The organism is Methanococcoides sp. DA23, assembly GCF_057593895.1.
In genome coordinates, this window is sequence record NZ_CM172520.1 from 251,639 (window position 1) to 266,169 (window position 14,531).

The window sequence follows — 14,531 nt, forward strand, 5'->3', positions numbered from 1 at the left end:
CTAAAATATCGAAGATAGTGTATATTATTCGCACTTATATTATTGATTTAGAACTACGAAGGAGGAAAATAAATGGAACCACTCATGGGCATGGGTGTTCTAGCACTTATGGGCGCTGCCGCAACTATTGCTGGCACAACTGAGGATCTCGAATCTGATGTCGGATCTCAGAGTAACCCAAATTCACAAGTACAGCTAGCACCCCAGATGATGTATCCACATAGGATCTACAACAAAGCAATTTCTGGTGAACCACCATCGAATGCATTGATCTGTGCTATTGGCGGAACCGTGGCATCTGTATTGATGACCGCAAGTCTGTCTGTGATCTTTGCTATCGCTGTCGGTGCACTTGTTGCTACAGCAGTACACGGAACATATTGTATTACGGCTTACATGGGCCGTACCGCAAGTCAAAAACGTTTCAGACAACCAATCTACCTTGATATTCTCAGATCACATACGCCAGTGATGATGGGATATGCATTCATTACAACATTCTGTATCCTTGTTGTAGCATACATTATGGTGGCCGTTCTTGCACATCCTTTCCCACTTGCGCTTCTTGCGTTCATTTGGGGAATCACTGTCGGAGCTATCGGTTCATCCACTGGTGATGTTCACTATGGTGCAGAGCGTGAATTCCAGAACGTTGAGTTCGGATCAGGCCTTAATGCTGCAAATTCCGGTAACATCGTAAGGAAAGCAGAATCTGGTCTTCGTAATGGTATCGACAATTCATGGTTCTGTGCAAAGTTCGGTGGCCCAGTAACCGGTCTTGCATTCGGTATGACCGTTTTCTTAAGCGGTTGGGTAACAGCTGTTTTTAACCCTGCTCTCAGTCTCACAATGGGATGGCTTTCAGTTGCAGCAGGTGCAATTTTGGTGTTACTTATGATCATCTGGAACAGAAAGATCGAAGTAGCAGCACGTAAGGCATTTGGTCCTTACAAGGAAGAAGAGGAGGTCGCTGCATGATAGATGTAGCAGGAATTATCGCAGAGAACATTTTATACATCGCAATGGTGACCATTGGCGGTATGCTTATTTCATGGAGTGTTCACTTCGTGCCTGTAGGTGGAGCACCTGCAGCTATGGCACAGGCAACCGGTATTGGTACCGGTACTGTACAACTGGCTGCTGGAGCAGGTCTTACAGGGCTTGTGACCGCTGGGGCCGTTATGGCAGTATCTGACAGTTTCGCACTTGTTATTGCATCCGGTGCAGTCGGTGCAATGATCATGATCGCTGTTACAATGATCGTGGGTACATGGGTTTACGTATATGGTGTTGGTGTACCACCAGCATCCGCAAAAGTGGACTATGACCCTATCACAAAGGACAGGCAGGACATCTACGTTTCACAGGGTACTGAGGGACACGGACTTCCAACCGTCTCATACGTAAGTGGTGTTATCGGCGGAGCTCTTGGTGGGCTTGGCGGTGCAATTATCTACTACTCACTCATGAGCACCAGCACTGGTCTCAGCCAGAGTGACCTTGTAGCACTTGCAAGTATTTTCGCTGTAGGTATCTTTTTCGTGAACGCTGTTATTCCTTCATACAACATTGGAGGAACCATCGAAGGTTTCCACGACCCTAAGTTCAAGAAATGGCCAAAGGCAGTTCTTGCATCCTTTGTGGCAACATTGATGTGTGCTTTCGTTGGTATAATCACTATCGGAGGTCTCTAATATGTCCGCAGGAGGAGCTGGTGGAGAAGCCACAGGTGGCATTCCACAGAATCAGTTGATCGCTCTGGGAGCTCTCGGAGGTCTCGGAGGAGCATACGCAGGTCATTTCCTTTCCATTGCATCACCCGCATTCGCATTCCTTGGTGCGCTTGGCGCTATCTGTGCTATCGTTTGGGGTAGTTCAGCTGTCAGGCGTGTGGCAAGTTACGGTCTTGGTACCGGTGTACCATCCATTGGTATGATGGCACTTGGTATGGGTGTTGTTGCATCCATGTTCGGACTTGCAGTAGGCGGCATTGCCGGACCTATCGTAGCAGTTATTACAGCAGCAATTATCGGACTTATCATTGGTGTACTCGCTAACAAGGTCCTTGGAATGGGCATTCCTATTATGGAACAGTCCATGACAGAGATCGCTGCTGCAGGTACGCTTACCATCATCGGCCTTAGTGTCGCAATGACAGGTACCTTCATGTTCGATGCAGTACTGGAAACAGTTGTAGCAACCGGATATATCGCAGTGATATTCATCGCTGGTGGTATGGCAATTCTCCATCCATTCAATGCGAACCTTGGTCCTGATGAAACTCAGGACAGGACATTGATGACCGCTGTTGAGAAAGGTGCGATCGCAATGGTAATTGCAGGTATCGTAGCAACCGTCGCAGATGGCGCATCCGCTGTTCCATCTATATTGATCGGTGTTGTCATATGGTACGTTGCATTCAGTAAGTATGTCAAACTCGTTAACAGAGACGCATATAAGGTTCTTGGAACCGGTCTTCTGCCTACTGAGGAGGAATTGGAATGAGCATGGTACACGTAGCACCAGAAGCACATCTTGTATTGGACCCACTTACATCAGTTCTGGCAGCAGAACGTGAGGACATCATCTGTTACTCAATGGACCCTGTCATGGAACAGGTCAATGAACTTGATAAGATCGCTGACGATCTGGTCAATTCACTCTCACCTGACAGGAAGCTTTTGAACGCCTTCCCCGGAAGGGAAGATACAGCATTAAAAGCAGGTTTCTTCGGTAACACTTTCTATGGTGTTGTAGTCGGTCTTGTCTTCTCAGGTATGATAGCATTGACACTATACATCCTCAGTTTGATCGGAGGTCTATAATATGGTAGATAAGAGAGAACCAGCAGTAGACTGGCCAACCCTAAAAGGTGAATACGAGGTAGGGGACGTAAAGAACTGCGTTGCTGTTATCACCTGTGGATCACACATTCCAGGCGGCCCACAACTTGAAGCAGGGGCTGCAATTACAGGTCCATGTAAAACAGAGAACCTTGGTCTTGAGAAGGTCGTTGCACAGATCATTGGAAACCCTAACATCAGATTCGTGATCATTACCGGTTCCGAAGTCAAAGGACACATTACCGGTGAAGCGTTCATGATGGTCCACAAGAACGGTGTAAGTGATAACCGTATTGTGGGTGCGACAGGTGCTATTCCTTATGTTGAGAACCTCACTGATGCAGCAGTCGAAAGACTTCAGCAGCAGGTAGAGATGATCGACATGATCGGTACCGAAGATATGGGACAGATCGTTGCAAAGATCAAAGAATGTGTGGCAAAAGACCCTGGAGCACTTGATGTTGATCCTATGGTCGTCGAAGTCGGCGAAGCTGGCGGAGAAGGCGAGGAAGAGGCTGGCGGACTTAAGCCAATGGCAGCTGAGATCGCAACTATCAGGAACAGGATCCTTGATATTGACAGAGAAATGGTCGTTGCCGGTAACTGGAACAAGTACCACGCAGGCGTACACGCAGGTAAGGTCGAAGGTATCATGATCGGTCTTGCAATTACGCTGTCACTACTTGGCCTATTGTTATTCGGGAGGTAATTGACATGGCAGAAGAAATAGAATCCGGACAGGGAGTCCCAATGGTAATCAGCCCACAGATGGGTGCCATTGATAACGTTGTCGATAGAATTCGATACAGGGCTCAGCTTATCGCAAGGAACCAGAAGCTCGACTCCGGAGTTAATGCCACAGCTGCAACCGGCTTCATTGTCGGGTTTGGATTCGCAGTTCTGATGGTACTTATACTCCCATTGATCATCTGGCAGGTAGGTGGTGTAATATGAGCGACGCAAAGAACACAACACCAAGTGTTGTAACAGACCCTGCAGATTTCAATGAGGTTCTTGAGAAGCTCAATTTGATCGACGAGAAGATCGAATTCGTAAACAGTGAGATCGCACAGAGGATCGGAAAGAAATTAGGTAGGGATATAGGCATAATGTACGGAGCAGTAGCTGGTATATTGATATTCTTGATCTACATTTCACTCTCTCCGATACTCATCTGATAAGAGGTAATAACATGTTTAAATTTGACAAGAAACAGGAAGTATTCGAGGTTGGTGGCGTAAAGTTCGGCGGTCAGCCAGGGCAGTACCCAACAATTCTCATCGGTTCAATGTTCTACAACAGACATAAGATCGTGACCGACGAAGATGAGGGAGTTTTCGACAAGACAGCAGCAGACAATCTCTGGAACCACATGCTTGAGATGACCGATGTAACAGGTAACCCATGTGTTAACCAGATCGTCGGTGAAACACCACAGGCTATCAAGAAGTACATCGATTGGTTCGTTGCAGAAGATGACAAGACACCTTTCCTTATCGACTCATCCGCAGGCGAAGTACGTGCTGCAGCAGCAGAATACGTTACAGAGATCGGTGTAGCTGACAGGGCTATCTACAACTCCATCAACGGTAGTATCCACGACGATGAGGTCGAAGCTATCAGAAAGAGTGACATCGATGCTTCCATCGTCCTTGCGTTCAACGCAACAGACCCAACTGTAAAAGGAAAGCTTGAGGTTCTTGAGACCGGCGGTCCAGGTCAGACCATGGGTATGCTCGACATCGCAAAGGACTGTGGGATCACAAAACCACTCATCGATGTAGCTGCAACTCCACTCGGAGCTGGTGCTGGTGCATCCATGAGAGCAGTAATCGCTGTAAAGGGTCACTTCGGTCTCCCTGTAGGTGGCGGATACCACAACCTTGCTTCCGCATGGGACTGGATGAAGGACTACAAGAAGCAGTTCGGAACAAAAGAGGAGCGTAAGGCAGTTTACATGCCAGCAGATATCGGAACGAACCTTGTCCCACAGACACTCGGTTCTAACTTCCAGCTGTTCGGTCCTATCGAGAACACCGACACAGTCTATCCTGCAACCGCAATGGTAGATATCATCCTTGCAGAGACCGCAAAAGAACTCGGTCTTGAGATCATGGATGAGAACCACCCAATCAACAAGCTGGTCTAAACAACCAGCTTTTCATTTTCTTTTTTTTTTATTAACTTATTTCTAACCTCTTGATCTGTATTTTATTTCCTCTTCTAGTTCATAAGGGTTGTAAAACTCCAAAAGTAATTATTCCTGCATAAATGATTTTCTTTAGAAAAATAGTACGGGGGATTCTATTTTATTTATACTGTTTAGTACTATTACACCTATGGATCAAAAAAATTTACCTACTCTCATTTTTGCCATCATAATAGGTCTTGCAATTATACTGTTACTTGGCCTATTGTTATTCGGGAGATAATTGACATGGCAGAAGAAACAGAATCTGAACAGGAACGCAATGGTCAGCATTCCTCTGTATCCTGATATATTAAAGCTCCAAAAGTAATTTCTATGATAAATAACGGGCGCTCTTTATAAAAATAATTCCGTGCCAACATATTTATTTGTACTGTGTGGCTTAATTACGCCTTATGAATCGAAATAAATTTCTAATTATTGTCTTTGCCACCATATTCATTGCAGGCATGATAGCGTTGGCACCAAATGCCATTGAAAATGAGGACACACAGACCATATCCCACACATCGGTCGTAACAAAGACCCATCCCTCTGACCTTCTGTTCGAACTTGCATCAGCAAGCCCGATGATCGGCAGTACAGAGGTCACAGTCTATGACCAGGACCTTGCACTTGTCAAGGAAAAAAGGGGTATCACCCTCAAGAACGGATACAATCATGTGCAATACAGCGATGTAGCATCTCAAATCGACCCTACATCAGTAATATTCGAAGACCCGGAAAATCTGGATGTATTTGTAGTAGAGCAGAATTATGAGTATGACCTCGTCAGCAACAGCAAACTGCTTGACAAATACATCGACCGAGATATCTCCGTCACCGATCCCGAAGGAAATGAATATCAAGGCATTTTGCTGAGCCACGGGGATGGTCTGATACTTAAAACAGATAATGGAGTTGTTACACTTTCAGAGGTTGCAAAGATAGAGTATCCCGACATTGCAGGACTGTTAACCAAGCCCACACTGGTGTGGCAGGTCTACTCCCCTGTTTCCGGAAAGCGTGATATATCAACATCCTACCTGACCGGTGGAATGAGCTGGAAAGCAAACTATATCATAAAAAGCAATCCGGATGACAATATGGTCGACATTGATGGCTGGGTGACCATCGATAACAAGGCAGGGGCAAACTTCAATGATGCAAAGCTCAAGCTTATTGCAGGAGACATTAACAGGGAACTGGCTGAAGAAATACCAACATCCAGTGGATTCTATTACGCTATGGCGGCAATGGACGCAGAGGGGCAGCAGTTCGAAGAAGAATCGCTCTTCGAGTACCACATGTATAGTCTGGATCGGGTCACTAACCTGAACGACAACGAAATAAAACAGATCTCACTTCTTTCCGCGAACAATATACCGGTCAACAAACAGTATCTGTATGACGGCATTCGGGAAGATAAGGTCAGGGTCACCCTTGTAATGAACAATTCTGCAGCCAGCGGCCTTGGGATGCCACTGCCAAAAGGTATTGCCAGGGTTTACAAAGCAGATTCTGAGAACCACCTCCAGTTCCTTGGAGAAGATTCCATCGACCACACGCCTGCTGATGAAAAAGTGAGCATATCAGTAGGATATGCCTTTGACATAGTCGGAGAAAGAAAAAGGAGCGAGTACAAGAAGATATCAGACCGCATGTACCGTGTAAGCAACATAATAGAGTTGCGTAACCACAAGTCAGAGGATGCCACGATCACAGTGGTAGAACACCTGAATGGAGATTGGGAAATGATATCCAATTCACATCCTTACACAAAGAAAGATTCGAATACTATTGAATTCCAGTTGACAGTCCCGGCGGACAGTAGTGCTACCATCACATACACAGAAGAGTATAGCTATTGAAAAATATTGAAAGAAATGTGGCCTATTCAGGCCACCACTTTTTCTTTTCTTAAAGATCAGGAATCTGACAATATCTTTTCAAAGAAATCAGTATTTACAACGGCATTAAGGTCGATACCCAATTCCTCCACTGAAAAACCAAGAGCCAATCCCAGAAGCTGCGTGTAGTGGAGCACAGGAAGGTTGTGGGAGGTACCATCTCTTTCATTAAGGTCGGTCTGTCCCACATCAAGTTGCATATGGCAGAACGGGCATGCATTGACAATACAATCGACCCCTGCTGCTTCTATCATTGACAATTTATGCTCTGTGAGGGCAAGGGCCTCATCACTCAAAGCAGACCTGACCCCTCCGCCTGCACCACAACATTCCATCTTATCAGTATAATCCACGCTCACTGCACCTGTGGCTTCAACAAGTTCATCAAAGAAAGAAGGCCTTTCCACACTCATGCCTACCCGCCCCTTTGACGGCTTCAGCAGGTGGCAGCCATAATGCACTGCAACCCTGATCTCCAGGGGTTGTGTGACAAGCTCACGTATATTCTCGGGCTCTATTTCCTGATACAAGAACTCCGTAATATGGCGAATGTCCTGTGTACCTTTAAATTCCCTATCTATGGCTGCAAGATGGGAATTAACACTTTCCTTAAGGCCCTCGTCGGCTTTCAATTCATGATTTGCATCGGCAAGGGACCCATAACATCCATTGCAAATAGTGAGCAGGTCCCGTCCAAGATCTTCTGTCAATGAGATGTTCCTGCTGGATAGGGCAAGCCATGTGGTCTTATCGAATGACCGAAGGATCCCTGGTGCCGGACAACACGAAGCTCCTTCAAGATCTACACAATCGATATCCAATTTCTCAAGGCATAGCTTTGTGCTTTTTTCAATACCTGGGTAGCGATTAGGGATCACACAGCCGAGGAACAGCGACAATTTGTTCATTTCGTGTTCCTTCCTTTCAGATTCACTCATTTGACATCAACTCATCGAATTTACAGTTGGCAAGCAACTTCTTAACTTCACTCAATGCATCCGGGAAACTGTGTACTGTAGGTGGCAAAGCATCCATCCCAAGTGCTTCTCTCTTCGCTTCGTTCTCAGCATTTATGGGCACTGCATGTCCATGCTCGACCAGCAATTTACCCACGGTGCGATGTTCCGGAAGGATGATCCCTTCATGTACTGCTATCGCACGTATCTCAAAAATAGCATCAACAATATCTATTCCCCTGGGGCAACGTTCCTGACAATTGTAACATGTTGTACACGTCCAAAGGGTATCATCAGAAAGCACAGATTCGCCTTTGCGGGCCTTCCTGAGCAAATTCCTTACATTCAGGCTCGTATGCCTTCCTGACGGACAACTGCCGGTACAAACGCCACAATGCATGCATTTGAGAATATCATTTCCCGTTTTATCCAGTCTGGATAGAAAAGTTGATCCATTTGTAGCAGACATTGAAATGATTTATCCTTTCATACCTAATAAAAGATGTCGTTGCATTTTACAAGCTGATCTTCTGTTCTTATAAGATTATCTGAGAATAATTTATATTAAGTTACAGTCATAATCTTACTAAGGAGTGATAATTCTATCAGTTCATGTTTGTCGATAGAATCACAAAGCGGAACAAGGGGGAATTTTGTTCATGGATACTATCTCTCATTAGATCTGTCTTTATCTCATCTACAAAAGAAGCATTTATTGCGTTCGAATAGAAAAATTTAAATAATATAATACGGAAAAAGGTTTCTGTATCCCTCAAAGGAAGTGTAGATATGGCTAGAGCTGTTAATAAAATGGAGACCAAGGAACAAGTACTGGAATCAGTTACTGAATGTGATGTGAAATTTGTCAGGACGCAGTTCACGGACACGTTGGGAATTATCAAAAGTTGGGCGATCCCCTCAGAAGATCTCGAAGATGCGTTCAAAGATGGGGTGATGTTTGATGGTTCCTCTATCGAAGGCTTCACGCGTATCGAAGAATCTGATATGATGTTAGTGCCCGATCCAACGACCTTCAACATACTTCCGTGGAGACCATCCGAAGGCGCAGTAGCACGTATAATCGGTGATGTAAAACTTCCAGATGGCACTCCCTTTGAAGGTGATCCAAGGTTCATCCTCAAAAGATCAATGCAAAAAGCACATGACATGGGTTTCACCATGAACGTTGGTCCTGAACTGGAATTTTTCCTCTTCAAATTGGACGAGCACGGAAATCCCACTACCGAACTTACCGACAATGGCGGCTACTTTGATTTTGCACCCCTTGACAGAGCACAGGATGTTCGCAGAGATATAGACTATGCTCTTGAACTCATGGGCTTCAAAATAGAAGCTTCACATCACGAAGTTGCACCATCACAACACGAGATCGACTTCAGGTTCGGAGACGTACTGAAAACAGCAGACAATGTTGTAACTTTCAAGTATGTTGTCAAATCCATTGCATATCACAAAGGCTATTATGCAACATTCATGCCCAAACCGCTCTATGGTGAGAATGGTTCAGGAATGCATGCAAACCAGTCCCTTATGACCGATGATGGGAACAACGCTTTTCATGACCCCAATTCTGAAGATGGACTTTCAGACAATGCACATTATTACATGGGAGGTTTGCTGGCTCACATCCGTGAGTTTGCAGCTATCACAAATCCTGTGGTTAATTCATACAAGCGGCTTGTGCCAGGATATGAAGCACCTACCTATATAACCTGGTCTGCAAGCAACAGAAGCTCTCTTATCCGTATTCCTGCTGTGAGGGGTAAAGGCACACGTGTAGAGCTACGTTGTCCGGATCCCTCATGTAATCCCTACCTTGCATTTGCAGTGATGTTAGAAGCAGGACTTGATGGGATAAGGAAAAGGACCGATCCGGGTGAGTCGCTCAAAATGAACATTTTCGAACTGACAGAAAATGAACGTGAAGATATGGGTATCCTTTCTCTTCCCGGTGATCTGAAAGAAGCAATAGATGAGATGAAGAAAAGTGATTTTGTCAGGGATGCTCTGGGAGATCACGTATTCGAAAACTACCTTGCTGCAAAGAATGCAGAATGGAATGATTACAAGGCACGGGTACATCAATGGGAACTTGATACGTACCTTAGCATATTGTGAGGGCCTTGGTCCTCACTCATTACCACTTTACGATATACTAACAAATAGAATACCTTGATGAACGGTGATCCAAATGTGTGGAATAATAGGTGTGATCGATAGAAACAGGGACCTTATGAATGGTTCCAGTATTCGGGATGCATTAAGTCTTATGAACGAAAGGGGGAGTGGGGAAGGAGCTGGCTATGCAGCATATGGCATATATCCTGATTTTGAGGACTGCTATGCTATCCACGTATTCTTCAACAATCTCCTTGAACCAAAATCAAAAGTTGACGAAATGCTGCAAAAATGGGGTCGTATCGTACACCAGGAAGCAATACCTACATACGAGCAGGATGGACTCAAAAAAAGCCAAATTCCGTGGAGGTATTTCTTCAAGCCTTATGGTGACCTGATAACAGGCACATCAAGCCCCGAAGACGATATTATGAAATATATCGTAATGGAAACGAACTCTAACATCAAAGGGGCATTGATATTCTCCTCTGGAAAGAATATGGGAGTATTCAAAGCAGCTGGCTGGCCGGAAGATGTCGCCAACTTCTATCGTATCGAAGATTATGAAGGTTACATCTGGTTAGCACATAATCGCTATCCTACCAACACTCCGGGATGGTGGGGTGGAGCGCATCCATTCAATCTTCTTGACTGGGCAGTTGTTCACAACGGTGAGATCACATCATACGGAACTAACCGCAGGTATGTAGAAAGTCATGGCTACACCTGTAGTATGTTCACAGACACTGAAGTCGTAGCTTACCTTTTCGACCTTCTCGGAAGAAGACACGGATTGCCTGAGGACATTATCGTAAAAGCACTTGCTCCCTCATTCTGGGATGAGATCGACAACATGCCGGAAAAAGAGCGTGAACTAAATCTTGCAATACGTCTTACCTATGGTCCTGCCCTTATGAACGGTCCATTTGCCATAGTCGTAGCTACTCATGAAGGAATTGTCGGATTCACTGACAGGATCAAGCTCAGACCACTGGTCGTAGGGGAGAGCGGGGATAGATTATACATTTCAAGCGAAGAGGCGGCAATTCGCGTAATGGACCCTGAAGTACAGAACATTCACATGCCAAGAGCTGGCGAACCGGTCATTGGAAGGGTGATCGCATGAGCCTTGGAAGCGTTCCTTTGAAATACAAGGTCAGTATCGACCGTGAACAGTGTATGCATTGTATGCGTTGTATCAAGAACTGTTCATACGGTGTCTTTCACAAAGAAGATGACCGGATCATTATCGATTCCCGAAAATGTACTGCTTGTCATTACTGTATTTCCATGTGTCCCAGGGATGCCATCTCTCTAAAAGAACATCCTGTGGATTATCGTAGCCATCCCTTATGGACCGCCGAAGCAAGGGAGGATATCATAAATCAAGCAAGAAGCGGAAAGATAATCCTTGCTGGTATGGGGAATGCTAAACCGTATCCTGTGATCTTTGACAGCCTTGTACTTGATGCATGTCAGGTGACTAACCCGAGCATTGACCCGTTACGCGAACCAATGGAACTTCGAACATATCTCGGGAAGAAACCATCTATGCTCGAGATCGAGAAAAAAGATAATGGGGATGTGGAACTTCTAACTGAACTGACCCCCAATCTCAAACTTGACACGCCGATCATGATAGGGCACATGAGCTATGGTGCCATTAGCTTGAACGCACAATTAAGCCTTGCAAAAGCAGTAGCTAAAACCGGTACTTTCATGGGAACCGGGGAGGGTGGGTTGCATGAGAAGATCTATCCGTATCAGGATAACATGATCGTTCAGGTGGCATCCGGCCGTTTCGGAGTTGATATAAACTACCTTGAAAGGGGTGCTGCGATAGAGATTAAGATCGGGCAGGGTGCAAAACCAGGGATTGGCGGTCATCTGCCAGGTGAAAAAGTATGTAAGGATATATCGTGCACCCGCATGATCCCACTGGGTAGTGATGCCATCAGCCCGGCACCACATCACGATATTTACAGCATAGAAGATCTTGCACAACTTGTCAGGAGCTTAAAGGAGGCGACTGAATGGAAAAAACCTGTATTCGTAAAGATAGCGGCAGTTCATAATGTTGCAGCGATAGCAGCAGGTATTGCACGTTCATCGGCGGATGCTGTCGTAATTGATGGTTTCCGTGGAGGCAGTGGTGCAACTCCAAAAGTTTTCAGGGACAACGTGGGTATCCCCATAGAAGCAGCTGTTGCGAGTGTTGACCAGAAGCTCAATGATCAGGGCATCAGGGGCAAGATCTCGGTCATTGCAAGTGGAGGAATAAGGAACAGTGCCGATGTTGCAAAAACAATAGCTCTTGGGGCAGATGCTGTTTATATTGGAACTGCTTCGCTTATTGCAATGGGATGTCGTGTTTGTGGGAACTGTTACAGGGGCATGTGTCCTTGGGGTATCGCAACTCAACAGGAAAACCTCGTGAACAGGCTTGATCCTGAAGTTGAGTCTGAACACGTTGCCAATCTCATCCGTTCATGGACACTTGAACTTAGTGAATTGATGGGTGCTGCGGGGATCAACAGCATCGAAAGTCTGAGGAGCAACAGGAGTCGTCTGCGTGGATATATGCTGGATGAAGGGACACTGGACGTATTGAATGTCAAACCGGTAGGGGCCTGAAATATGAATATGATCGTAATAGATGCAAAAGGTATGCATTACACGCCCTTGAATAAAAAAATAAGGGATGCTGTCAAGAACGGTGCTAATGAGATCGTTATAGATAACGTTGTAGGTCAGCGTTTCATTGCTGATGGACTAAAAAGTGATGTAACAATAGAGATAAACGGTGCCGTAGGTGGGGACCTCGGTATGTTCATGAGCGGCCCTACTTGTATCGTTCACGGAAATTGTGACCATGCACCCGGTAATACCATGGATGCAGGAACCATTGTAGTCCATGGTTGTGCAGGGGATGCCGTTGCTCACAGCATGCGTGGTGGGAAAGTATTTGTAAAAGGGGACATTGGCTATCGTGGCGGCATACACATGAAACAATATGCTGAAAACTCTCGTCCTGTACTTGTTGTCGGCGGTATTTCACATGCATTCCTTGGTGAATATATGGCAGGAGGTCTTATCCTTGTCCTTGGTCTGGGGCATGATAAAGCCATGATCGACAGGGGGATAGGAAGTGGTATTCACGGCGGTATGATCATTATCCGCGGGGATGTAAAAGATGAGCTTCTCGGTATCGGTGCAATGAAAACAGGATTTGGTGAAGCTGAGCTGGAAATTATCAGGCCGTATGTGGAAGAATTCTGTAAATACTTCGATATTGATCCCGAAGAGCTACTTGATGATAATTACGCCTGCATCGTTCCGGCAAGCAGCCGACCTTTCGCAGACAAATACACCTGGGAGTGATAATATGTATGACAAAAATTACACATATCTCAAAGATGAGGTGTGGGATTCTGGTAAATGTGCGTGTTGTGGTGCGTGTGTTGCTGTTTGTCCGGCAGATTCTTTATTTTTCGAGACTGGGGTCAATTCAACACACCCATTGAATGATGGCTATTGCAAATCAGCAACTGATGGTGTACAATGTGGTGCGTGTTATGAGGTATGTCCCAGGAAAGGTGACCTAAAGGTCGGCGGTCTCGGGAACTATATCGATATTGTGGACGCTTCTGCTAATTTCGAAGTTGAGAGGAGGCAGAGTGGCGGTGCGGTCTCTGCTATTCTTGCAAATGCCCTTGAGGAGGGGCTTGTGGATGCGGTCATAACTGTATCTGAAGATCCCTGGTCACTTAAACCAAGGTCAACTGTGATAACTTCAAAGGAAGTGCTTGTCCGTCAAGCAGGCAGTCGCTATAACTGGTGGGTTCCACTTCTTTGGGCATTGAAAGAAGCTGTCATCATGAAGAAATTTCGTAATGTGGCGGTAGTGGGAGTTCCCTGTGTGGTCGAGGCTGTAAATAAGATGCGAAACAGTGAGCATGATCTGATTAGGCCGTTCAGGGATTCTATCCGCCTTATAATGGGCTTGTTCTGTACTGAAACATTCGACTACGAAAAAATGGTCGAAGGAAAGTTCAGGGAGGACCTGGATCTCGATCCATGGGATATCAAACGTCTGGATGTTCCTGGAAAACTGGAGATAACGACCGAAGATGGCGATATCCATATCATACCTCTTTCTGAACTGGATGATTGTATTCGTCCGGGGTGCGGGATATGTACTGACCTTACTAGTACTTACGCTGATATTTCTGCAGGTTCTATGGGAAGTCCAAAGGGAAGGACGACACTTATCATCCGGACGCCTGTTGGAAATAAGTTCTTCATGAGCGCAGTTGATTCTGGAACTCTCAATGTGTCTAATGAGGTCGACATTGAACTCCTCGATAAGCTAGCTGGGAAAAAAGCAAAAAAGGGCATGAGTTGATAATATCGGACAGTTGTCTGATATTTCTTCTTCTTATTTATTTGACCCATGTCTCACTTATCTCTTTATTGGTCCTATTTACTTACATAT

Annotated in this window: 16 protein-coding genes; 14 read left to right on the top strand and 2 right to left on the bottom strand. The window is 45.4% G+C overall.

What is annotated here, in order from left to right:
• Positions 1–72 precede the first annotated feature (72 nt).
• The 9 genes from mtrE to AC20MK_RS01235 all read left to right on the top strand — a co-directional run bounded on the left by mtrE (position 73) and on the right by AC20MK_RS01235 (position 6,902).
• Positions 73–978 (top strand): tetrahydromethanopterin S-methyltransferase subunit E, encoded by a 906-nt coding sequence (gene mtrE / locus AC20MK_RS01195; RefSeq protein WP_487356199.1) that lies wholly within the window; start codon positions 73–75, stop codon positions 976–978.
• Positions 975–1,694 carry a tetrahydromethanopterin S-methyltransferase subunit D gene (gene mtrD / locus AC20MK_RS01200; RefSeq protein ID WP_487356200.1) on the top strand — a complete coding sequence of 240 codons (720 nt, stop codon included), beginning with the start codon at positions 975–977 and terminating at the stop codon, positions 1,692–1,694. Before mtrE ends, mtrD begins: the two co-directional genes overlap by 4 nt.
• A 1-nt stretch (position 1,695) precedes the next feature.
• Positions 1,696–2,505: a tetrahydromethanopterin S-methyltransferase subunit MtrC gene (gene mtrC / locus AC20MK_RS01205; RefSeq protein WP_487356201.1), complete on the top strand. Its 810-nt coding sequence runs from the start codon at positions 1,696–1,698 to the stop codon at positions 2,503–2,505.
• Complete coding sequence (locus tag AC20MK_RS01210) at positions 2,502–2,825, top strand: tetrahydromethanopterin S-methyltransferase subunit B (protein ID WP_487356202.1); 324 nt, start codon at positions 2,502–2,504, stop codon at positions 2,823–2,825. The genes mtrC and AC20MK_RS01210 overlap by 4 nt, the downstream gene beginning before the upstream one ends.
• A 1-nt stretch (position 2,826) precedes the next feature.
• Positions 2,827–3,552, top strand: a complete 726-nt coding sequence (gene mtrA / locus AC20MK_RS01215; RefSeq protein ID WP_487356203.1) for a tetrahydromethanopterin S-methyltransferase subunit A — start codon at positions 2,827–2,829, stop codon at positions 3,550–3,552.
• 5 nt (positions 3,553–3,557) lie between these two features.
• Positions 3,558–3,797, top strand: coding sequence for a tetrahydromethanopterin S-methyltransferase subunit F (locus AC20MK_RS01220; RefSeq protein WP_487356204.1), 240 nt, complete (start codon positions 3,558–3,560; stop codon positions 3,795–3,797).
• Entirely contained in the window at positions 3,794–4,021 is a 228-nt protein-coding gene (mtrG, locus tag AC20MK_RS01225; protein WP_487356205.1) for a tetrahydromethanopterin S-methyltransferase subunit MtrG, read from the top strand. The genes AC20MK_RS01220 and mtrG overlap by 4 nt, the downstream gene beginning before the upstream one ends.
• Positions 4,022–4,035: 14 nt before the next feature.
• Entirely contained in the window at positions 4,036–4,992 is a 957-nt protein-coding gene (gene mtrH, locus AC20MK_RS01230) for a tetrahydromethanopterin S-methyltransferase subunit H (RefSeq protein ID WP_487356206.1), read from the top strand.
• A gap of 455 nt (positions 4,993–5,447) precedes the next feature.
• Positions 5,448–6,902, top strand: coding sequence for a DUF4139 domain-containing protein (locus AC20MK_RS01235; RefSeq protein WP_487356207.1), 1,455 nt, complete (start codon positions 5,448–5,450; stop codon positions 6,900–6,902).
• Positions 6,903–6,958: 56 nt separating this feature from the next.
• Here the strand turns inward: AC20MK_RS01235 and hdrB are convergent, their stop codons facing one another.
• On the bottom strand, positions 6,959–7,849 hold the full coding sequence (gene hdrB, locus AC20MK_RS01240) for a CoB--CoM heterodisulfide reductase subunit B (protein ID WP_487357034.1): 891 nt from the start codon (positions 7,847–7,849) through the stop codon (positions 6,959–6,961).
• 22 nt (positions 7,850–7,871) lie between these two features.
• Complete coding sequence (gene hdrC, locus AC20MK_RS01245) at positions 7,872–8,366, bottom strand: CoB--CoM heterodisulfide reductase subunit C (protein WP_487356208.1); 495 nt, start codon at positions 8,364–8,366, stop codon at positions 7,872–7,874.
• Positions 8,367–8,686: 320 nt separating this feature from the next.
• Here hdrC and glnA point away from each other — a divergent pair, with 320 nt between their 5' ends.
• The 5 genes from glnA (at position 8,687) to AC20MK_RS01270 (ending at position 14,441) form a co-directional block, all read left to right on the top strand.
• Positions 8,687–10,036 (top strand): type I glutamate--ammonia ligase, encoded by a 1,350-nt coding sequence (gene glnA / locus AC20MK_RS01250; protein WP_487356209.1) that lies wholly within the window; start codon positions 8,687–8,689, stop codon positions 10,034–10,036.
• A gap of 73 nt (positions 10,037–10,109) precedes the next feature.
• Positions 10,110–11,162: a class II glutamine amidotransferase gene (locus AC20MK_RS01255; protein WP_487356210.1), complete on the top strand. Its 1,053-nt coding sequence runs from the start codon at positions 10,110–10,112 to the stop codon at positions 11,160–11,162.
• Positions 11,159–12,670: a glutamate synthase-related protein gene (locus AC20MK_RS01260; RefSeq protein ID WP_487356211.1), complete on the top strand. Its 1,512-nt coding sequence runs from the start codon at positions 11,159–11,161 to the stop codon at positions 12,668–12,670. The genes AC20MK_RS01255 and AC20MK_RS01260 overlap by 4 nt, the downstream gene beginning before the upstream one ends.
• A gap of 3 nt (positions 12,671–12,673) precedes the next feature.
• Positions 12,674–13,417: a GltB/FmdC/FwdC-like GXGXG domain-containing protein gene (locus tag AC20MK_RS01265; RefSeq protein WP_487356212.1), complete on the top strand. Its 744-nt coding sequence runs from the start codon at positions 12,674–12,676 to the stop codon at positions 13,415–13,417.
• A gap of 4 nt (positions 13,418–13,421) precedes the next feature.
• A complete protein-coding gene (locus tag AC20MK_RS01270) occupies positions 13,422–14,441 on the top strand; it encodes a Coenzyme F420 hydrogenase/dehydrogenase, beta subunit C-terminal domain (protein WP_487356213.1) in 1,020 nt (339 codons plus the stop codon).
• The last annotated feature ends 90 nt before the right edge of the window (positions 14,442–14,531 follow it).